This window comes from Rhodococcus sp. 27YEA15 (genome assembly GCF_049739425.1).
Lineage (GTDB): Bacteria > Actinomycetota > Actinomycetes > Mycobacteriales > Mycobacteriaceae > Rhodococcus_F.
Genome location: NZ_JBMHHW010000001.1, coordinates 4,635,544 through 4,655,718, shown reverse-complemented (window position 1 = coordinate 4,655,718; position 20,175 = coordinate 4,635,544). Strand labels below are relative to the sequence as shown.

22 protein-coding genes are annotated in these 20,175 nt (G+C 63.9%); 11 read left to right on the top strand and 11 right to left on the bottom strand.

Annotation, left to right across the window (positions count from 1 at the left end; genetic code table 11):
- The first annotated feature begins 2 nt into the window (after window positions 1-2).
- The 7 genes from ABH922_RS21805 (at window position 3) to ABH922_RS21775 (ending at window position 7,801) form a co-directional block, all read left to right on the top strand.
- Window positions 3-1,226, top strand: a complete 1,224-nt coding sequence (locus ABH922_RS21805; RefSeq protein WP_424808899.1) for an allantoate amidohydrolase — start codon at window positions 3-5, stop codon at window positions 1,224-1,226.
- Between the two features lie 1,077 nt (window positions 1,227-2,303).
- Window positions 2,304-3,077, top strand: coding sequence for a helix-turn-helix domain-containing protein (locus tag ABH922_RS21800; RefSeq protein WP_424808898.1), 774 nt, complete (start codon window positions 2,304-2,306; stop codon window positions 3,075-3,077).
- Window positions 3,078-3,234: 157 nt separating this feature from the next.
- On the top strand, window positions 3,235-4,281 hold the full coding sequence (locus ABH922_RS21795; RefSeq protein ID WP_424808897.1) for an iron-siderophore ABC transporter substrate-binding protein: 1,047 nt from the start codon (window positions 3,235-3,237) through the stop codon (window positions 4,279-4,281).
- Window positions 4,278-5,321, top strand: coding sequence for a FecCD family ABC transporter permease (locus tag ABH922_RS21790; protein WP_424808896.1), 1,044 nt, complete (start codon window positions 4,278-4,280; stop codon window positions 5,319-5,321). Before ABH922_RS21795 ends, ABH922_RS21790 begins: the two co-directional genes overlap by 4 nt.
- The gene (locus tag ABH922_RS21785) at window positions 5,318-6,370 is read left to right on the top strand and encodes a FecCD family ABC transporter permease (protein ID WP_424808895.1); all 1,053 of its coding nucleotides are present in this window, start codon (window positions 5,318-5,320) and stop codon (window positions 6,368-6,370) included. Before ABH922_RS21790 ends, ABH922_RS21785 begins: the two co-directional genes overlap by 4 nt.
- Window positions 6,367-7,182 (top strand): ABC transporter ATP-binding protein, encoded by an 816-nt coding sequence (locus tag ABH922_RS21780; RefSeq protein ID WP_424808894.1) that lies wholly within the window; start codon window positions 6,367-6,369, stop codon window positions 7,180-7,182. The genes ABH922_RS21785 and ABH922_RS21780 overlap by 4 nt, the downstream gene beginning before the upstream one ends.
- A 7-nt stretch (window positions 7,183-7,189) precedes the next feature.
- Window positions 7,190-7,801 (top strand): pyridoxamine 5'-phosphate oxidase family protein, encoded by a 612-nt coding sequence (locus tag ABH922_RS21775; protein WP_424808893.1) that lies wholly within the window; start codon window positions 7,190-7,192, stop codon window positions 7,799-7,801.
- A 215-nt stretch (window positions 7,802-8,016) separates the two neighbouring features.
- On the opposite strand, the gene ABH922_RS21770 is transcribed toward ABH922_RS21775, so the two are convergent.
- From ABH922_RS21770 to ABH922_RS21750, 5 genes are all read right to left on the bottom strand, one after another.
- Window positions 8,017-8,397, bottom strand: a complete 381-nt coding sequence (locus tag ABH922_RS21770) for a bleomycin resistance protein (RefSeq protein ID WP_424808892.1) — start codon at window positions 8,395-8,397, stop codon at window positions 8,017-8,019.
- Between the two features lie 158 nt (window positions 8,398-8,555).
- Entirely contained in the window at window positions 8,556-9,278 is a 723-nt protein-coding gene (locus tag ABH922_RS21765; protein WP_424808891.1) for a DUF998 domain-containing protein, read from the bottom strand.
- A 10-nt stretch (window positions 9,279-9,288) separates the two neighbouring features.
- Complete coding sequence (locus tag ABH922_RS21760) at window positions 9,289-9,693, bottom strand: very short patch repair endonuclease (protein ID WP_424808890.1); 405 nt, start codon at window positions 9,691-9,693, stop codon at window positions 9,289-9,291.
- A gap of 11 nt (window positions 9,694-9,704) precedes the next feature.
- Window positions 9,705-10,580, bottom strand: coding sequence for a hypothetical protein (locus ABH922_RS21755; protein ID WP_424808889.1), 876 nt, complete (start codon window positions 10,578-10,580; stop codon window positions 9,705-9,707).
- On the bottom strand, window positions 10,577-11,722 hold the full coding sequence (locus tag ABH922_RS21750; RefSeq protein ID WP_424809756.1) for a DNA cytosine methyltransferase: 1,146 nt from the start codon (window positions 11,720-11,722) through the stop codon (window positions 10,577-10,579). The genes ABH922_RS21755 and ABH922_RS21750 overlap by 4 nt, the downstream gene beginning before the upstream one ends.
- Window positions 11,723-11,960: 238 nt before the next feature.
- Here ABH922_RS21750 and ABH922_RS21745 point away from each other — a divergent pair, with 238 nt between their 5' ends.
- Window positions 11,961-12,548 (top strand): putative glycolipid-binding domain-containing protein, encoded by a 588-nt coding sequence (locus tag ABH922_RS21745; protein ID WP_424808888.1) that lies wholly within the window; start codon window positions 11,961-11,963, stop codon window positions 12,546-12,548.
- Here ABH922_RS21745 and ABH922_RS21740 read toward each other — a convergent pair.
- Window positions 12,545-13,519 (bottom strand): prephenate dehydrogenase, encoded by a 975-nt coding sequence (locus tag ABH922_RS21740; RefSeq protein WP_424809755.1) that lies wholly within the window; start codon window positions 13,517-13,519, stop codon window positions 12,545-12,547. The genes ABH922_RS21745 and ABH922_RS21740 overlap by 4 nt on opposite strands.
- Before the next feature lie 48 nt (window positions 13,520-13,567).
- Here ABH922_RS21740 and ABH922_RS21735 point away from each other — a divergent pair, with 48 nt between their 5' ends.
- The 3 genes from ABH922_RS21735 to ABH922_RS21725 all read left to right on the top strand — a co-directional run bounded on the left by ABH922_RS21735 (window position 13,568) and on the right by ABH922_RS21725 (window position 15,478).
- The gene (locus ABH922_RS21735) at window positions 13,568-14,140 is read left to right on the top strand and encodes a tRNA adenosine deaminase-associated protein (protein WP_424808887.1); all 573 of its coding nucleotides are present in this window, start codon (window positions 13,568-13,570) and stop codon (window positions 14,138-14,140) included.
- Window positions 14,141-14,602 (top strand): nucleoside deaminase, encoded by a 462-nt coding sequence (locus tag ABH922_RS21730; protein ID WP_424808886.1) that lies wholly within the window; start codon window positions 14,141-14,143, stop codon window positions 14,600-14,602.
- Between the two features lie 102 nt (window positions 14,603-14,704).
- On the top strand, window positions 14,705-15,478 hold the full coding sequence (locus ABH922_RS21725) for a tyrosine-protein phosphatase (protein WP_424808885.1): 774 nt from the start codon (window positions 14,705-14,707) through the stop codon (window positions 15,476-15,478).
- Here the strand turns inward: ABH922_RS21725 and ABH922_RS21720 are convergent.
- From ABH922_RS21720 to ABH922_RS21700, 5 genes are all read right to left on the bottom strand, one after another.
- Entirely contained in the window at window positions 15,475-16,143 is a 669-nt protein-coding gene (locus ABH922_RS21720; protein WP_424808884.1) for a GntR family transcriptional regulator, read from the bottom strand. The two genes, ABH922_RS21725 and ABH922_RS21720, sit on opposite strands and share 4 nt — an antisense overlap.
- 18 nt (window positions 16,144-16,161) lie before the next feature.
- The gene (locus ABH922_RS21715) at window positions 16,162-17,073 is read right to left on the bottom strand and encodes a sulfurtransferase (protein WP_424808883.1); all 912 of its coding nucleotides are present in this window, start codon (window positions 17,071-17,073) and stop codon (window positions 16,162-16,164) included.
- Window positions 17,043-18,410, bottom strand: coding sequence for an LLM class flavin-dependent oxidoreductase (locus ABH922_RS21710; RefSeq protein WP_424808882.1), 1,368 nt, complete (start codon window positions 18,408-18,410; stop codon window positions 17,043-17,045). Before ABH922_RS21710 ends, ABH922_RS21715 begins: the two co-directional genes overlap by 31 nt.
- A gap of 82 nt (window positions 18,411-18,492) precedes the next feature.
- Window positions 18,493-19,191, bottom strand: coding sequence for an ABC transporter ATP-binding protein (locus tag ABH922_RS21705; protein WP_424808881.1), 699 nt, complete (start codon window positions 19,189-19,191; stop codon window positions 18,493-18,495).
- Window positions 19,192-19,196: 5 nt separating this feature from the next.
- Window positions 19,197-20,165 carry an ABC transporter substrate-binding protein gene (locus tag ABH922_RS21700; RefSeq protein ID WP_424808880.1) on the bottom strand — a complete coding sequence of 323 codons (969 nt, stop codon included), beginning with the start codon at window positions 20,163-20,165 and terminating at the stop codon, window positions 19,197-19,199.
- Between the last annotated feature and the right edge of the window lie 10 nt (window positions 20,166-20,175).

The following is a 20,175-nucleotide window of genomic DNA, read 5'->3' as shown; positions in this document are numbered from 1 at the left end:
TCGTGACTGCATTCGATTCGCTGTGGTCGACCATCCTTGACGTCGGTCAGCATCGTTCGACGCGCGGATATCGTCGATTTGCCTGGGGTGAAGCCGATCTCGCGCTCCGCGAGTGGTTCCGTGACTGCGCTGCCAAGCGGGGCATGGATGTCGAGGAAGACCGCAACGGCAACCTGTGGGCATGGTGGCTACCGAACGGGTGGATCGGAGAGCCGACCGGAGCATTCGTCACCGGATCGCACCTCGACTCCGTGCCCGACGGCGGTGCGTACGACGGGCCGCTCGGTGTCGTGTCCGCTTTCGCGGCGATCGACATACTCCGAGGCCGGGGAGTGGAGCCGGTCATCCCGATCGCGGTGACGGCCTTCTCGGACGAGGAGGGGGCCAGATTCGGTGTCGCGTGCGTCGGCAGCCAGCTCTCCACAGGCGCGCTTGCACCGGATCGGGCACTGTCGTTGCGTGACAACGACGGCATCACCCTGGCGGAGGCGATGACGCGAGCGGGTCGGCCCACCGCGCACCTCGGTGTGGACGAGTCGCTTGTCGAGCGAGTCGGGGTGTACGTCGAGTTGCACGTCGAACAGGGTCGGGCGCTCGATCTCGTGGACAAGCCGGTCGCCGTCGCGTCCTCGATCTGGCCGCACGGCCGGTGGGAGTTCACCTTCACCGGTGAGGCGAACCATGCCGGTGCGACTCGTCTGGTGGATCGCCGGGATCCGATGCTCGCGTACGCGTCGTCGGTACACAGCGCCCGCAACGCTGCCGCCGTGCACGACGCGGTTGCGACCTTCGGAAAGATCAAAGTCCTGCCCAACGGTGCGAATGCGATTCCCTCGGAGGTCAAGGCCTGGCTGGACGCCCGCGCCGCCGACGAGGAGACGCTGAGCAAGCTCGTTGCGCAGATCGAGTCCGAGGCGCGTGGGCACGCCGAAGTCGATCGGATCGGTCTCGAGGTGTTTGCCGAGTCGATCACTCCGATCGTCGAGTTCCCGGCAGCGCCGCGAGAGCGCTTGGCGCGGGCGCTCGCACACCTGGGAGAGGTCCCGGTCCTGCCCACTGCGGCCGGCCACGATGCCGGAATCCTTTCGGAAAAAGTGCCGACCGCGATGCTGTTCGTGCGAAATCCCACCGGTGTCTCGCATTCTCCCGACGAGTACGCATCGGCCGAAGACTGTAATGTCGGTGCACTGGCGCTGGCCGACGTGATGACGGATTGGGTGAGCTGAGGGCGCTCGCGAAGTTCGGCGCTCAGTGTGCGGTTACCGGTGTAGTGGAGTGGCCTCTGCAAGTTGATCGGGAATCTGAAAAGCAACGCGTAGTGCACTTCAACTGGTGGCCAAGGGAATTCGATCTACCACCGGTGTGGTTTCGTCAATGTCGCAGTTCGCGATGTCGTCTATGTGAATGACTGTCGCGACGATCAATTCTGAGTAGCCTTGGCGCCGTGGTATTCGGTTGACCGAGGATGTTGGGCGCAAAGCAGCCCACCTCCATGCGCTGAGAGGAAACAGGATGGGTTTGTTCCGACCTGCCAAAGAGTTTCGCCAAAGAACATTCACGGCTCCGTGCACTGGCTCGGAATTCTTGCAAGTGTTACACGGCACCAGCGACTATGACGGGGAATATCCGTTCCAGGTGATGCTGGATGTGGGGCCATTGTCTGGACCTCCCCTGGCTGAGACGGTTTACATCGAATCGTTGTCTGACAATGGATTTGTCGTTGCTGCTGGTAATCGAGTCAAGACCTTGTGGCGTATGCAACTCGAACTCCAGGGAGACAATCCGGTCGCCGGGAGTTTCGGTTCGCTTACTGTCAACGACGAGAGATGGTTCGGCAACGTCATGAAGATGAATTCGGCTCTGAGTAGTGCGGCTCGGAGCGTAGGAGGCAGGACCCGTAAGTGGCCGATGTGAACGACAGTCTTGCGTAGAGAATTCGTTAGAGGATGCATAAATCGGCCGAGGTTGAGCGCGGAAGGAAATGGGCATTGGGAAATCTCGATTCATACAGGAAAGACATGCAGTATTTGAAGGAAAAGAGCGACAAGCGGGCACTCAACAGTGACAACAGTATTTACAAGGATTTGGACCGGAAGGCATCGAACTTGCCAGAGTTGCGGCGTTTTCTCAGTTCGCTGAACGTGAACTACGTATAACTGTTCGGCATCGCCGATCTCTAGGCTCGCCATGACTCGTGGTCTGGTGGCACTGTCTTCGTGGTGGAAGACGGCCCATATGATTCATGTCGAGAAGACTGGTGGCGAGCCGATCGTTCCCGTCCGCGAGCCGAGGAGGATGCGCTGGTGACCGTGGACAGTCGGGCGCTGCCGATCTATCCGGCCGGATCGGTCGCGGTGCCGTTCGTGATCGCGGGCATGGACGAGGTGGTCTCACGCGAAACTCACTGGGACGCGCATTCGCATCCCACCCACGAGCTGCTGTGGAACGAACGTGGAGCGTCGAGTTCCACGGTTGGCTCGCGGACGTGGACGATCACCCCGACTGTCGGGCTGTGGATGCCGGCCGGTGTACTGCACTCGTCGATGGCCCCAGCGGGAACGTGGTATCGGGCGGTGCACTTCGGCATCGACTCGGTGCCGTCGTTGTCCGATGTTCCGGTGACGGTCGAGGTGACACCGCTGCTGCGAAACCTGCTCGAGCGGTTGACGGACGACACGCTCGGAAGCTACTCACGCTCGCTGACGGAGAGCATGGTGATCGATGTTCTCGCGCCGTCTCCCCATGAGTTGCTCGTCCAGATCCCGGAACTGCCGTTGTTGCGTCCACTCGTGGAGACCATCCAGAACGATCCGAGCGATTCACGAACGTTGTCCGATTGGGCGACGTTGTTGGATGTGAGCCCGCGCACGATCACGCGGGTGTTCCGATCGGAAACCGGACTGAGTTTCGGGCGATGGGTGGCGGCGGTGCGGGCTCAGCGCGCAGTGATTTTGCTGGCGCACGGCCTGGACCTCAGCGAGGTGGCCGAACGGGTGGGATATCACTCGACCAGCGCTTTCGGCGCCGCATTCCGACGCGTCACCGGGGCTACGCCTGGCACGTTTCGAGTGGGCTGACCACGCCGGCATTCTGTCCCGATCGCTACATGGGGTGTCCCAAACCCGCGATTGCGCCAACATGTCTCCACCGTTACGGTTTAGGCAAACCTCACCTAATTGGCTTCCGTTGCGCTGGGTCGAGGACCTGTATTCCTACTCGATGGAGTTCTGTTCCATGCGTTCACAACGCTTCTTGGCGGCCGCCGCCGCAGCCGTCGCCCTGGTACTCGGTATGAGTGCCTGTAGTTCGGACTCGTCTGATTCTGCTGATCGTGGCAACAGCGACAGTGGATCCGGCAGCTTCCCCGTCACTGTCCACCACGCCTTCGGTACCACCACGATCAAGGAGAAGCCGGAACGCGTCGCCACCGTGGCGTGGGCCAATCACGAAGTGCCCCTTGCTCTCGGGATCGTTCCCGTCGGGATGGCTGCGGCCACGTTCGGCGACGACAACGGAAACGGCATGCTGCCCTGGGTCGAGGAGAAGTTGGACGAGCTCGGCGCGAAACCGCCGGTGCTCTTCGACGAAACCGACGGGATCGACTTCGAAGCCGTCTCCGACACCAACCCCGACGTCATCCTGGCTGCATACTCCGGTCTGACCAAGGAGGACTACGAGACGTTGAGCGAGATCGCTCCGGTTGTCGCGTACCCGCAGGGGCCGTGGGCAACCTCGTGGCGTGATGTGATCAAGTACAACAGCATGGGCCTCGGGCTGGAGAGGGAAGGCGAGGAGCTCACTGCCACCATCGAGAAGGAAATCTCCGACGAGGTGGCCAAACATCCGCAGCTGGCCGGTAAAGCGACGATGTTCCTGACGCACGTCGACACGTCCGACCTGAGCCAGGTCAGCTTCTACACCGCGAACGACACCCGCGCCGCGTTCTTCGAGGACCTCGGCCTCACCACGCCGAAGAGCGTTGCCGACGCGTCGACCGGCGGCGAGTTCTCCAAGAAGGTCAGCGCCGAACGAGTGGACGTCTTCAACGACGTCGACATCATCGTCACCTACGGCGATCAAGCACTGGTCGATGCTCTGAAGGCGGATCCGTTGCTCTCGCAGATGCCTGCCGTCGCGAACAACGCCGTGGTGTTCCTCGACGGAACCGGCCCGATGGGCACGGCCGCCAACCCCACACCGCTCGCCATCTCCTGGGTGCTCGGCGACTACGTCGACCTACTTGCCGCAGCTGCTGAAAAGTCCTCGGCTGCCGGGCAGTGACGGTAACCTCGCAAGACTCGACGTCGGGCGCCCGCGACATGCGGCGCCCGGCGTTCGGTAACGGGTTGTGGCTGATCGGCGTTCTCATCGTGCTCGTCACACTTGCGGGAGCGTCGGTCGTCATCGGCTCACGTGATGTCGATTGGTCCGACATCGTTGCGGCGCTGGGAGGTTCGACGGAGAATATCGGCCAGGGTGCGATAGCCAAGCGCATTCCGCGTACAGTTCTCGCTCTCGTCGTCGGTGCAGCGCTCGGCTTGGCCGGTGCTGTGATGCAGGGGATCACCCGTAACCCGTTGGCAGACCCCGGAATCCTGGGTGTCAACATGGGTGCTTCACTCGCGGTGGTGGTCGGCATGGCGTGGTTCGGGCTCTGGACGCAGACGTCCATGATCTGGGTGGCGATCCTCGGAGCCGCTGCTGCAGCGCTGTTCGTCTACGTCGTCGGCTCACTCGGCCGCGACGGCGCCACCCCACTCAAACTGGCGCTGGCAGGCGCTGCCACGTCGGCAGCGTTCGCGTCATTCATCACAGCGATCATGCTGCCCCGCAACGATATCGCGGCCAGTGCCCGGTCATGGCAGATCGGTGGTGTGGGTGGGGCGAGTTTCGACTCGATCCGCCAGGGGCTGCCGTTCTTCGTAGTCGGTTTCGTGATCTGCCTACTCTCGGCCCGCAGCCTCAATTCCCTGGCGCTCGGTGACGAGGTCGCCGCGGGTCTGGGCGCACGTGTCGGACTCGTCCGTGCGGCCACCGCACTCGGTGCGGTCCTGTTGTGTGGCGCTGCCACGGCGATTGCCGGCCCCATCGGTTTCGTCGGCCTCGTTGTGCCGCATTTCTGCCGGCTGTTGATCGGAATCGACAACCGTTGGTTACTTCCGTTTTCTGCCCTCACCGGTGCCGGTCTGCTGGTTGCCGCCGACGTTCTCGGGCGTATCGTGGCACGGCCGAGCGAGATCGACGTCGGCATCATCACCGCGCTCATCGGCGCGCCGTTCTTCATCTACATCGTCCGTCGACAGAAAATACGCGAACTGTGACCGCCACCCTCGATGCCACGGCATCGACGATCGACACCGTTGCCGTCAACCGCATCAGGCGAGGGCGGCGACGCCGTAGCGTCATCACGATCCTGACCGTTCTCGTAGTCGTGGCCTTCGCGGTGAGTTTGACGGTGGGGAAAACCTTCTACTCGCCGTCCGAGGTCGTGCGTGTCATTCTGGGGGAGCACGTTCCCGGCGCGTCGTTCACAGTCGGTCGACTCCGACTTCCCCGTGCCGTTCTGGCTGTCGTTGCCGGGATCTGTTTCGGTCTGGGCGGCATCACCTTCCAGACGATGCTGCGCAATCCGCTGGCCAGCCCCGACATCATCGGAATCAGTTCCGGTGCCAGTGCGGCAGCTGCCTTCGCGATCATCGTGTTCTCACTCGGCGGCACGCAGGTGTCCGCCTTCGCGATCGTGTTCGGCCTGGCCGTCGCGATCCTGATCTACCTATTGTCGTTCAAGAACGGCGTTGCCGGAACTCGCCTGATCCTGATCGGCATCGGCATCGCTGCCATGCTCGACAGCGTCACCTCGTATCTGCTCAGCACCGCCGCTGCATGGGATCTGCAGGAGGCGATGCGTTGGCTCACCGGCAGCCTCAACGGCGCCAACTGGGCGTCGACAGTTCCCGTTCTCGTCGCCCTGGCCGTGTTGGGCCCTGTACTGCTGAACCAATCCCGTAGCCTCTCGATGATCCAGCTCGGTGACGATGCAGCCCAAGCGCTCGGCGTCCGGGTGGAGCGAACACGCATCCTGGCCATCATCGCAGCGGTCGGACTCATCGCTTTCGCCACGGCCGCAGCCGGCCCCATCGCTTTCGTCGCTTTTCTCTCCGGACCCATCGCAGCGCGGCTCGTCGGATCGGGAACCTCCCTGCTCGTCCCGTCGGCGCTCGTCGGGGCGCTGCTGGTGCTCATCGGCGATTTCATCGGACAGTACGCGCTCGGTACCCGCTACCCCGTCGGGGTGGTGACGGGCGCACTCGGTGCGCCGTATCTGGTCTACCTCATCATTCGATCCAATCGCACGGGAGGTTCGCTGTGACCGAATCCCACACCCTGACAGTGGAGAACCTCGAACTCGGATACGGTGACCGCACCGTCGTGAAGTCGCTCGATCTCGCTGTGCCGCCGGGCAAGATCACCACCATCGTGGGTGCGAACGCCTGCGGAAAATCCACATTGCTGCGGTCCATGTCGAGGCTGCTCCGCCCCCGGCACGGCCATGTGCTGCTCGACGGCAAGGACGTCCACCGGTTACCGGCCAAGAAACTCGCTCGCACCCTGGGGTTGCTGCCACAGTCACCCATCGCACCGGAAGGGATCGTGGTGGCCGATCTCGTGGGGCGTGGCCGTCATCCGCATCAGCGAGTGCTCGCCAGGTGGAGCCGCGAGGACGACGCCGCAGTTGCCGATGCGCTGGAGGCAACCGCCACAACGGAATTGGCCGAACGCTCGGTGGACGAGCTGTCCGGCGGTCAACGCCAGCGAGTGTGGATCGCAATGGCGCTCGCCCAGCAGACCGACGTGTTGCTACTCGACGAGCCCACTACGTTCCTGGACGTGAGCCATCAGGTGGAGGTGCTCGACCTCCTCACCGATCTCAACCGGTCCCGGGGAACGACCATCGTCATGGTGTTGCACGATCTCAACCTCGCCGCTCGTTATGCCGACTACCTCGTCGCGATGGCGGACGGTCGGATCTATGCCGCCGGCGATCCCGGCAACGTGCTCACCAGCGAGAACGTGCGCACCGTGTTCGGTCTGGACAGTCGCGTCATTCCCGACCCGGTCTCGGGAAAGCCGCTGGTGTTGCCATTGGGCAGGCATCACGTCACCGCCGAAGCGTCCTCGTGAGCCGGCCGTGAACCACCGCATCGAGTCACTCGAGGAACTCAACGCCGTTCTGGGTGAACCGCATCCGGTGATCATGGAGAAACACACCGCGTTCACGACGCCGTTGATACGTGACTTCATCGAACAGGCGCGGTTCTTCGTGCTCGCGACCGCCGATGCGCAGGGCAACTGTGACTGCTCACCGCGCGGAGACCTGCTCAGCCAGGTTCACTTCCCCGACGAGAAAACGCTGATTCTGCCGGATCGCCCCGGAAACCGGCGGGCGGATTCGTATCGGAACATGCTCGAGAATCCGCACGTCGGGATCATGTTTCTCGCGCCAGGGCACGACGAGATAGTGCGGGTCAACGGTACCGCGGCCCTCTCGACAGATCCCGAACTGCTGGCGTCGATGGCAATGTCCGGCAAACCGGCTCTGCTTGCGGTGATCGTACGAATCGACGAGGCCTACGTTCATTGCGCCCGGGCGATTCTGCGCGCGAAACTGTGGGATCCGTCCACGTGGCCATCCGATGACGATGTTCCGAGTTTGCGCGACATGACGGCGCAGCAACACAACCGACGAGTCGAGGACATGGAACCGGCGAGGAAAGAGACATACCGCAAGTATCTGTATTGAACGCACAGTGACTCGCACGAGGGCTGAGGCAGGAGTTTTGCGAATCCGCAATCGGAAATGTCGACTCCCCCTCCTTATGGAGCGCACTGATCACGGCGCTCGCGGCGGACGTCGAGTCAGGTGCCCCGGTTCTCGTGTCTGGCATCGGCGCTCGTGGTTGCAGCGCTGACGACATGTGCTGACTTGGGCCTGAAGTACGTCGCGATATCGACCGGTCAGTCGTTGTCGCTCTGGGAAAGGTTCTCGATCAGATGTAGCTGCGTCCCTTCGGGATCGACGAGAAAACCTACTCGTTGCCCCCACGGCTGCAGCCGAACGGGGAGCAGTCGTGGACTCCCGACCGTCCTCTCGGCTACGCCCGATGCTTTGATCTGCCGATACAGTTCGTCGACATCGTCAACGCGGATGCTGCACATGAAGGAACTCTCTTCCGGCACCAGATCGGGAAACAGAAAGAACTCCACCTGGAGTTTCCCACGGCGGAGAATGAGCCGGCCGGCGTCGCGGTAGGACGGTTCGAATCCGAACCGTCCGTAGAACGCGAGAGTGTCGTCGAAGTCGCGAGAGGGCAGATTCGGCACCGCGCGATCGCTCATATCGCAAGCCTACGGGTCGAGACGTTGCGGCCGGTCGAATCCCGAGCGACGGTGTGCCACCGATCCGTGTGGGTGCATGCGGTGCACAGACCCTGCGCGGCCGAACTCGGTGCAATCGGCTCGGTCAACGACACCGCATGGCCGTGCGGGACTTGGTGCTAGCGGGCAGAACCATGTTCTTCTGGTACATCACGGTTACCGCCCGGAGTGTCCGTGGTGGTGGGTGCCTGCCACATCGCGTACGCAAGGGCGCACAGCCACAAGGTCATTCCGAGTACCTGGACGCGCTGCGCGATTCCGAGACCGAGGTTTCCGCCGCCCGCCAGCTCGATTCCGTTGGTGGTCAACATCCACACCGTCGCCACCGATGTCAGGATCAGCAGGCCGAGCCCCACGGTCCGCAGGAACCGATGCTCCCGGTAACGGTAGGCGCCCACGGTGAAGGCGATCATCGCGATGAAGATCGCGAACACCGCCACGCTGCTGGTCAAGGCGTGAACGTGGTGCAGTTGCGGTAGTAAGCCGTCCGGTGCGCTCGACGGACACCCGTCACCCGAGCATTCGAGTGGGAACGACGCGTCGGCGATGGTCGAGCCGCCGAACACCGCCAGCGCGACCCAGCCGGTGAGATACAACCGGCGCCGGGAGGTGAACGAGATGCCCAGAACGGCGGCGATCAGAACGAACACCGCACTGACCACGTCGGCGTTGCCGAACAGCTCACGATACTTCTGATTGTCGGCGTCGAGTTCGCTGAGAAACGACGTCACCGGATCGAGGCCGGTGTCGAGAAAGAACTCGAGCAACCACGACGAGTACGTGATGCCGCCGAGCACCAATGTGGCCACCAAACCCCACCGCGCTGCGTTGCGTGCCGTCATCACACCGACTTTACGGATCGGACACGGCAGTTTGAACACGTTGCGCTGCAACCAGCGGATCTTCGTGTTCCCACACCCTGATCACCGACCAGCCCTGATCGGAGAGACGCGCGTCGGTGTCGCGGTCTCGCGCGACGTTGGCAGCCAGCTTGTCGGCCCACCACTGTGCGTTGTTCTTGGGGAACGTCGCGTGCTGCGGGCAGCTGTGCCAGAAACATCCGTCGACGAACACCGCGACCTTACGACGCGGAAACACCAGATCGGCGCGCCGACGGATACCCTTCACCGGCGCCCGGTCCACGAAGTAGCGCAGCCCGCGTCGGTGCAGTTCGCGCCGCAGCGCGATCTCGGGTTTGGTGTCGCGCCGCCGCTGCGCGCTCATCCGAGCGCTGGTGTGGCGATCCGTCGCGGGCATGTGGGCTCACCTCAGCCGTCGGCGTCGTCGCTGTCTTCGGGTTCGGACCAGGTAGGAGCGAACCGGTTACGGCGCTCGACCTCGCCGTGTACGACGGTGACGAACTCGTCGAAGGAGAGTGTCTGGGAGTCGGTGGGCCGGCCGTTACGAGGCGGCGGTTCTTCGACGTCGAAAAATCTTACTGCACCGTCGGTTTCGTAGAGTCCGATGTAGACCTTCTCGAAGAGGTCGTAGCGGGTGTCCTCGGCGCCGAGGTCCACCCAGGCTTTTCCCGGTACGCCGACAACGGCACGTTTTCCGCGCCCGGATCTCTTCGACAGTGTGGTGACATGGTGTGCAAACGACGATTTGCCGGTGTCGCTGGACTTGGTGGGATCACCGTCGTCGCAGGTGGAATACGGTTCGAACATCACGGCGACCAACACGCTGTACGGCTGGCGCTGATGCAGAACCATTGCCTCGCCGCGTAATTCGTGATCATTGCGGACGATGTTCTTGGTCCACCGGCCCAGCTTGCCGCTGCGCGGACTGTAGTCCTGGAAATTATAGGTCTTGATGGACACGCACAGGATCAGGCCCAGCGTGGGGTCGAGTGCCTTGACGTCCAAGCGCTTTCGGCCTTTGGCGACATCGACCGTCGCTTCCTGACCTTCGCCGGTCGCGGTAGGGGTGATGTTCGGGTACAGCGGTCGTAGTGAGTCGGCGACAGTCTGGGCCAACTGGTTGGACAGGCGCTGAGCGTAGTTTTTCTTCTCGCCACGATCGGCGTCGGCGGCAGGTTTGTCGCCTGCGAGGTGCAGGGCACTCCACAGTGGTTCGGGGGCAGGCTCCGTCAGATCCGCATCCGCGAACAAACTGTCGGGCTCGGGGAACAGCGGCTCCGTCATGCCACCGCCTCGGGATATCCGCCCATCCGCTCGAGATGGCTTTCGACGTCCTCGATGAAACCGGGGATGAATCGCAGATTGCCCAGTCGGGCGCGTTTGAGGAAGCCCGCCGTGGCCCGAGCGGACAATAGCCGGGTGTCCTCGAGGAAACCGCTGAGGTCTTCGTACTCGTACTGCACCGGCCACGTCGAGGTGTGGACGCGGAACGCCTGACGATTGTGCCCCCATGCGGCACTCGGCCACGCGTCACCGGGTTCGAGCGGGGTTTGCGCTGCGGCGTCGTATTCGATGGGGTCGCTCAGTCTGCCACCGACCCACGACGCCATCCGCACGCTCACCGCGTTGCCGACGAGCTTCCAGCGGTGGCTGTGACGCAGGCCGGGGACCTCGACGGACGGCAGAGTCCAGTCGGGGTCGAAGCCCTGCAGACGCTCGGCGTCGACGAGCCCAGGAGTGACGATTTCACCGGACGGCAGACGCACTGCCGGTTGGCTGGGGATGCCCACGGAGGACCCGCCCTTGAGAGTGGGGACGGCGTTGACGGCCCAGCCGAGCCCGCGGGTGCCCTCGGTCCAGTAGAAGCCGCACGGATAATCGGCCGGGTCGCCGCCGAGGCGTTCGCCTGCGTCCTGCCCGAAGAGAATCTCGCGAGGATCGTCGGTGCGGGAGGCGAGCATGATGACGCGTTGTCTGCGCTGGGGAAGCCCGAACGCGCGGGCGTCCACCACCCGATACGCCCACGTGTAGCCGAGATCTTCGAGGGCGTCGGTGATGTGACGCATGGCAGCGCCTTTGCCGAGTTGCAGCATGAACGGCACGTTCTCGATCAACAGCCAGCGCGGACCTTTCTTGCGCTTGACCAGACGGAACACCTCGTCGACGAGACCGGATCGGGCGCCGGTGATGCCTGCGGTCTTCCCGGCCTGCGAGAGATCCTGGCACGGGAATCCGGCGGCGACGAGTTCGACGTTCTGAGGGAGTGCGCGCAGTTTGGTGACGTCACCGTGCAGCGGAACGTCCGAGAATCGTGAGCGCAGGACAGCTTGGGCACCTGGATCGATCTCGCACAGCAGTTCGGTGTTCCACCCATGTTCGGACAGACCCAACTCGAGCCCGCCGATACCGGCGAACAATCCCACCATGCTCCGCGACGACGTCACAGCTCCCTTTCTCACGTACAGATCCGTAGAAGCACGTTACTCGAGAAGTCGGACAGAGTTCGCCAGGTGATTCCTCGACCTGCGGATAGCTGCCGGAGACGCGATTCCGCGATGGGGTGTATGTCCATTATCGGGCTATCCGAACGTTATTTGGATCGGGTTGGGCACAATAATCCGAACCAGCGGTGCTCCGCATCCGATCGTCCATTACCGTGGACCGGTGACCATCGAACCTTCCGGCGACGCGACCTGGCCCGCGGTACTGACCTGGCAGGCCCACGGAGCTCCGCGTATGGAGTCGGTGCGCGTGCAGCTGAACGGCAATCGCATCAAGGCCTCCGGCCGGATCATCGGCGGGGCCTGCAGCGAGCATCCCGCATTCAGTGCGTCGTACGACCTGGTCACAGACGAGGCGGGCGTCACCAGGCGCCTGTCCATCCGCACTGCCATCGCTGCCGGTGAACGTCAGATGTCCATCAGCCGGGACGAAGAAGGAACCTGGATGGTGGACAACGGTGCCAACCACCAGCGGTCCGCCTTCGACGGGGCGCTGGACGTGGACGTGATCCTCAGTCCGTTCTTCAACACGCTGCCGATCCGCCGCGCCGAGTTGCAGAAGGGCAGCAACGACGCCGAGGTCCCCGTGGCGTACGTCAACCTGCTGGACCTTCGCGTCGAAGGTGCCACCGTCGTCTACAGCAGCAGTGCCGACGGAATCAGTGTGATCTCGCCCGCGTCGAGTTCCACTCTCGCCGTGGACGAGGACGGTTTCGTCCTGGACTATCCCGGTCTGGCGAAGCGGATCTAGAGTTCGGGGTTTCGGATGACGCCGCCGCGTCGACCGGCGTCGCGCATCCGCTCGATCCATCCGTCCGCGCCGACTGACACGTCGGTGATGTCCCACCGCTGATGGTTGTCGTACGCGCGCCTGGCCGCATGGCCGGCGTCGACGAGTGTCGCCGTCGAACTGTTTTCGAACAGATCGGTGCGAGCGTCCTGCAGTAGGCGGAGGGCTTCGTCGAGGGAGTCGAGTAGTGCGTCACGGTTTCCTTCGCACATCGCCCGTACGAGTGCGGGCGCGCTGCCGGCCACGCGAGTGCCGTCGCGGAACGATCCCGCAGCCAGGCCGAGGGCCAGATCGCCGCCCGCGGCACCGGTGATCGCGAGGGTTTCCGCCAGCAGATGCGGCAGATGCGAGATTCGGGCAACGGCACGATCGTGTTCCGACGACTCGGCCGGAACCACCACGGATCCGCAGTCCAGAGCCAACCGCGTCACCTGTGACCACACGGCTGCATCGACGCCGTCGTCGGTCGCGACCACCCACACTGCGTCGGTGAACAGAGAGGCCTCGCCTACGGACCAACCGGACGCGGACGTGCCTGTCATCGGATGTCCGCCGACGAATCTGCTGCTCAGCCCGGCGCGTGCGACGGCGTCGCGTACCTCGCCCTTGACGCTGACCACATCGGTGATCGGGTTGCCTGGAGCATGCTCGGCGATCTTCGTCAGCGTTGCCTCGACAGCGGGCATGGGGACCGCGACCACGATGATCGCGCCGGTGTCGCGGGCCCGGTTCAGGACGGCGGTGAGGTCGGTGTCGGCGTCGTACCCGTCCGTCCGGGCTGCGTCGGCGGACTCGTTCGAGCGGTTGTAGCCGAAGGCTTGGCGTCCGGCTGCGGCTGCTGCGCGTAGCAGTGAACCGCCGATCAAACCGAGGCCGAGGACACAGACGGGGGGTGAGGACTCTGAAGCTGACACTGCATCAGGGTGGCATATCGAGGCACGGACTTCACTCGACGGCACCGGCCGGGCTACCGTTGCGACATGGGTGCACAGCGCGCGGGTAACAAGAGCGCCTCCTCGAATCAGCCGAACAAGTCGAACACGAACCAGTCCGGCCAGTCGAACGACCTCGAAGGCTTCGCCGTGGCAGTGGTGAGGGAAGAAGGCCGGTGGACGGTCAAGTCCTTGGACTCCGACGCGTTGACGTCGTTGTCGGCTGCCGAGAATGCCCTGCGTGAGCTGCGGAGTTCCGGTGCGGTCTTCGGGTTGCTCGATGTCGACGACGAGTTCTTCGTGATTCTGCGACCGGCGCCGTCGGGAACCCAGTTGCTGCTTTCCGACGCTACCGCGGCTGTCGACTACGACATTGCCGCCGACGTCCTCGACGCATTGCACGTCGAGATCCCCGACATCGATCCGGACGACCTCGACGACATCGAACCCTGGGAAGAGGGTGATTTGTCGATCCTGTCGGACCTGGGACTGCCGGAGCCGGTGCTTGCCGTGATTTCCGCCGAAACGGATCTGTACCCGGACGAGCAACTGGGCATGATCGCCCAGCGGTTGGGCTTCTCCGGAGAGTTGGCGGCAGTGCTCGACACGCTTCCTCGCTAGATGTCGCTCGCCGGCGATCGACGAATGATCCGTGTGGCGATCGAGGCCGCGCAGTCCGCGTCGGCGGCCGACGTCCCGGTGGGCGCCGTGGTCTTCGATGCGGACGGCACGGAAATCGCTCGGGCCGCCAACGCGAGGGAAGCACTGTCGGACCCGACTGCGCACGCGGAAATTCTGGCTCTGCGCGCCGCGGCGAAGGTTTACGGTGACGGGTGGCGGCTCGATGGTGCGACGCTCGCCGTGACACTGGAACCGTGCACGATGTGTGCGGGTGCCCTGGTGTCGGCGAGGGTGTCCCGCGTCGTGTTCGGGGCTTGGGAACCGAAGACCGGCGCGGTCGGCTCCCTGTGGGACGTCGTTCGCGATCAGCGGTCGACGCACCGGCCGCAGGTTCGAGCAGGTGTCCTCGAAGTGGAGTGTGCGGGGCTGCTGGAAGAATTCTTTCGCAGGCAGCGCGGCTGACCAGCCCGAACTGGATGTGGAATTCTGTATACCGATATTTCGTGAGAACATGAAACAACCGGCGCGCATGTGCGACAACCACTTCGACGAACAGGCCCCCCCATGACTGACTTCGTGTCCGATCCAGTTCGAGTCGACGTTTCTCCGGATCCCGTCAATCTGAGGGACATCGGCGGCTTCGACAGTCCTCTCGGTCCGGTACGCACCGGCGTCGCGTTGCGCAGTGACGACCTGTCATCGATGAGTCAGGGATTCGCGGCAGGTCTGGTAGCTGGGGGTCTGCGGACCGTGATCGACCTGCGTTCGCACGCGGAGGTGTCGCAGACCGGACGGGGCCCCCTCGCGGCGCTGGATCTGACATATCACCACGTACCGCTTCTGGAGTCCGCGGCGTCACCTGCGCACCTCGCCGGTCATTTCGGGGCGCTCACGCCGCAGCAGGTAGGTGCCTGGTACGTCGAGGTGGTCGAGAGCGCCGCGTCTCGATTGGTCTTGTGCCTCAACATCATCGCGATCAGTGACGGGGCCACCGCATTTCACTGTGCCGCCGGCAAGGATCGCACCGGAATCCTTGCTGCCATGCTGCTGTCGTGCGTCGGTGCGGATCCGGAACGGATCGTCTCCGACTACTCGGCAACCGAAGCGAACCTCGACGCGATCATCGCCCGGATGCGACACACGCTGGGGTCGGCTGCGGCGTCGGAAGAGGAGTACGGTACCCCGGCCACCAACGCGCTGATGGGCGCCGTCCCCGCCACCATGGTGACCATGCTCGAGATCTTCGACGCCCGCGGGCAGAGCCCGTTGGACCCGCTGTACGCAGCGGGTCTCGACGAGTCCGTGGTGCGCCGGCTACGCACCCGATTGCTGGGTTAAGGCTCGAGACCGGTCCGGGCGAAGTGGTTGATCCGCTCTTCGCGGGTCCGAGCCAGGTGGGAGGTCGCTGCGGCGTAGGCCGCAGCGGCATCGCGGGTGGCGACTGCTTCGAGGATGCTCTCGTGCTCGGCGCGCGTGACGTCCAGATCGTCGAGGCCGCGATTGCCTCGATCGAACAGGCGCAGCTGTGCGGACAACCGTTGGAGCAGTGTCGAAATGGTGTTGTTGTGAGCTGCGGCCCAGAGTTCCTGATGGAAACGGGAGTTCATGTCCAAGATGACGCTCGGCTCCGGTGACGTGCACATCTGCTCGTGAATCTTGTACAGCCGCGCGAGCTCCAACTCGGTGCGCCGTTCTGCTGCATCGGCGGCGGCAACGCCTTCCAGCGCGATCCTGGCTTCGTAGATCTCCAGGATGTCCGCCGGGCCGCCGAGGCGCACCTGGTAACCGCGTGGTCCGCGCTCGACGAGTGCATCCTGGTCGAGTCGCGCCAGCGCCTCCCGGATCGGAGTGCGCGAGACGCCGTAACGGGCGGTGAGGGTCGCTTCGGAAAGCTGAGCGCCCAGCTCGAACGCTCCGTGAGTCAGGTCCGAACGCAATCGTTCGTACACCCCACCGCCGTCGTCGGGGGGACCTGCCTCGTTGTGGTCGGCTTGACGCGGCACTGTCGTCCTTTCCTCTTCTCAGTCCGGTCGGACTGTGATCTGCGTATCGCCGTACCGGAGTGGATTGCGCGGATCGGCATTCCACTCGGACAATGACCCGTCGTAGACCTGTACGTCGGTAAATCCTGCCACGGACAGTGCCAGAGCGAGTCCGGCGGCGTTGATCCCGCCTCCGCAGTAACCGACGACCGGGCGATGCTGTGTGAGTTGGCGATGCTGCGTGAGTGGGCCGAACCTCGCGCGTACACGGTCGGGGTCCACGCGGCCCTGCGCGTCGAGTAGTTCGAGGTAGGGCACGTTCACGCTGCCGGGGATGTGACCGCGACGTCCGGCGACCGGCTCTCGCCCGTCGAACACTTCCCGTCCCAGGCCGCATACCAGCAGGCTGCTCTCGGTCAACGCGCGTACTTCGGCGGTGTCGACGAAGTACCCGCCGCGGACTTCGGTGCGGAAGTCGCCCACCGCCGCGGGAGCCGGATCGTCGAACTCCATCTCACCACCGGCAGCGATCCACGACTGCAGGCCGCCGTCGAGGACGCGGACATCGTCGTGTCCGTACGCACGCAGCAGCCACCACAGCCGTGCTGCCCACGCTCCGCCGCGACAGTCGTACGCGACGACAGTCGAGTGCGAACCGATCCCGTGGGTGCGGGCTACTGCTTCGAGTGCCTGCGGTCGAGGACGCATGAACGGGGTGGGCGCATCCGGATCCGAGAAATCCGCGATCAGATCGGCATGTCGGCTCCCGGGAATATGTCCGTTCTCGGCGAATGACGTTCTTCCGCTGACATACTCGCCGTCGGCGGTCTTGGACACAGTTGCGTCGAAGACGATCAGTGACGGATCGGCGCCGTGCTCACGCAGCCACGCCGCGTCTACCAGAGGAGACTTTCCGGCGGTCACGAGGATCGGATCGCCCGCCGATTCCACTGACCCACTTCAGGTCTGGGTACACCGAGGTTCTCGCGCAGCGTGCGCCCCTCGTATTCCTCGCGGAAGAGTCCACGCCGCTGGAGTTCGGGTACCACGTTGGCGGTGAAATCCTCGAACGCGACCGGTGTGTGGGTGGGGCACACCGTGAAACCGTCGGCTGCGCCCCGGGTGAACCACTCCTCCATGCGGTCGGCGATCTGCGTGGTGGTGCCCACCAGATTGCCCTCGGTACGTGCTCCGTACCATTTTCCCAACTGACGGACGGTGAAACCTTCGCGGGCAGCAACTTCCACTACTTCTCGATAGTGGCCGTCGACGCCCTGCACGTCCAGCGGAGGTAGGGGTTCGTCCAGTTCGTACTGAGACAGGTCGACGTCGAGGTGGTAGGCCAGGCGGGACAGGCCGGCTTCGGCCGGGACCAGGTCCTCGAACTCCTCGCGGCGCTCGTTGGCGTGCTCGGCGGTGGTTCCGACGATCGGGGTGACGGCAGGCAGAATCTTCACGTGGTCGGGATCGCGGCCGTGTGCGGCAGCGCGTCGACGTACGTCGGCACGGAAATCTATTGCAGATTCGATGGATTCGTGGCTACAGAAAATCACGTCAGCCCATCGCGCCGCGACGTCGCGGCCCGCCGGAGACGATCCGGCCTGGATGATGACGGGATAGCCCTGTGGGCTGCGCGGCACTCCGGACGGGCCTTGGACGCGGAAATGTTCACCCGCGTGGTTGATCGCGGACACGCGTTCCGGGCGGGCGAAGTGAGCCGTGTCCTTGTCCAGAACCAGGGCGTCGTCGGCCCAACTGTCCCACAGTTTGGCCGTGACCTGGAGGAATTCTTCGGCTTTGGCATATCGGACCTCGCGCGGCGGCAATCGATCCAGACCGAAATTGCGGGCTTCGGCGTCCTGGAAACTCGTCACCACATTCCAGGCCGCGCGGCCTTCGGTCAGGTGATCGAGACTGGCGAACGTACGAGCAGTGTTGAACGGTTGCTGAAATCCGGTGGAGGACGTGGCGGCCAGCCCGAGATGCTCGGTTGCGGCAGCAATCAGGGTGATCACCGGTATCGGATCGAGGCGGGGAACGCCGACGCCGTACCGGACGTTGTCGGCGACACTGTCACCGAGGCTGCGCGGCACGGACAGGCTGTCGGCGAAGAACACCAGATCGAAACGCCCGGCCTCGAGGATTCGGCCGATGTTCTGGTAGTACGACATCGAGAACCAGCCGGGCTCGGCCAGCGGATGACGCCAGCCGCCGACGCCACCGGGGCCGGCGTTCATGAACGCGGCCAGTCGCATCCGGCCGTCGTCGGCGGACGAGGAGATTGCCATGTCGAATCCCTTACCTTCGAGTCGATCTGTCTTGGAGTAGATCAAAAGTGGTGAGTGGCTCTGAGTATTGCGGTCACGCAGATCAAACAGTTGTGTGTATGCCGAGTGCGGCCAGTAGCCGATCGGGTAGCCCGGTCCGGGCAACATCGGATGTGCTGCGCGGGCCACTGCCGGGAACCGTCACGTCGTCGGCGATCGCGCCGTCGGCGAGCACCACCACCCGATCGGCCAGTCGGACGGCCTCCTCGACGTCATGGGTGACCATCACGACAGTCCAGCCGTGTTCGCGCCACAAGCGTCCGACCAGATTCTGCATTTCCAGCCTGGTGAGTGCGTCCAATGCGCCGAACGGTTCGTCGAGCAGCAGGATTTCCGGCCGGCGTACCAGGGCGCGAGCCAGTGATGCGCGCTGCGCCTGACCACCCGAGAGTGTCAATGGCCACTGTTCGGCCTTGTCGGAGAGCCCCACTTCGGTCAGTGCCTGTTCGACGATTTCCGCACGGCCTGATCTCGGCAGGCCGAAACCGACGTTGCTGCGCACCGAGAGCCAGGGCATCAGCCTCGATTCCTGGAAGGCAACCGCCAGTTTGTCACCGGCGGTCACCTGACCCGCCGACGCTTCCTCCAACCCGGCGATGATCCTCAGGATCGTCGACTTGCCGGAGCCGGATCGCCCGACCAAGGCGATGAACTCGCCGGCAGCGATATCCAACGACAGCGAGTCGAGAACTCGGTTGTCGCCGAAATCCTTTGTCACGGAATTCAGTCGGATCGCGCTCATCGATACTACTTGGCGAGATCGACGACGTAGTTGCCCATGTCGGGTGCCTTGTCGATGAATCCGAAGTCGACGTACTGCGATGCCAGTGCGTTCAGGTCGGTCACCGCGGCGGCGTCGAGCGGGAGGATCTGCGGGGTGGAGAATCCGGCGACAACCTTGACGATGTCTTCGCCGGCACCGAACTCTCGGTACGCGTCGGTAATGACGGACGGATCAGCTTGTGCACGTTCGGATTCGCGAACCAGCCCACGGTACACGGCGGCAAGCTCTTCGGGGTGCTTCTCGGCGAAGTCGCGACTGGCGATGTGGATGGACCAGTTGTACGAGCCGATCTGGTCGCCGGTCACGAGAACCTTGGAGCCTGGAGTGGCAATCGCATTGGCGAAGTTCTGGTCGAACGACGCGAGCGCGTCGATCCGGCCGCTGGTGAATGCTGCAGCGAAGTCGCTCTGTGCGAGGGAGACGAGTTCTACCTTCGAGATGTCGAGGCCCGCAGTTTTGAACGCTTGGTGGACGAGATAGTCGCCGGTGGCACCGGGGCTGTCGATGCCGACCTTCTTGCCGTACAGATCGGCCAGAGAATTGATGCCGCTGCCCGGCGCTGCCACGATCCCCTGGCTGTTGCCGCTGTACTTTTCGAGGGCGAATGCGACCCAATCGCCTTGATTGGCAGCAAGGTTGACGAAATACCCGGTTCCCGTCGACGATGCGTCGGCGTTACCGGAGGTGACGGTGTTGTAGGCGTCCATCGGATCGAGGGGCCCGATGTGCTTGACGGTGGCGCCGACCTTGCCCAGCTCGTCTTCGAGGATCCCAGTAGTGCGGACGGTGGTGAGGTAGTTCGCGGTCGGCAAGAATGCCGAACGGAATTGCACCGAGCCGTTGTCGTCGTCGGAGTTGGTGCTGCAACCGACGGTGCCGGCGGCGATGGTGGCGATTGCCGCGAGGGCAATGACGAAACGGGACTTCTTCATGTCTTCTTTC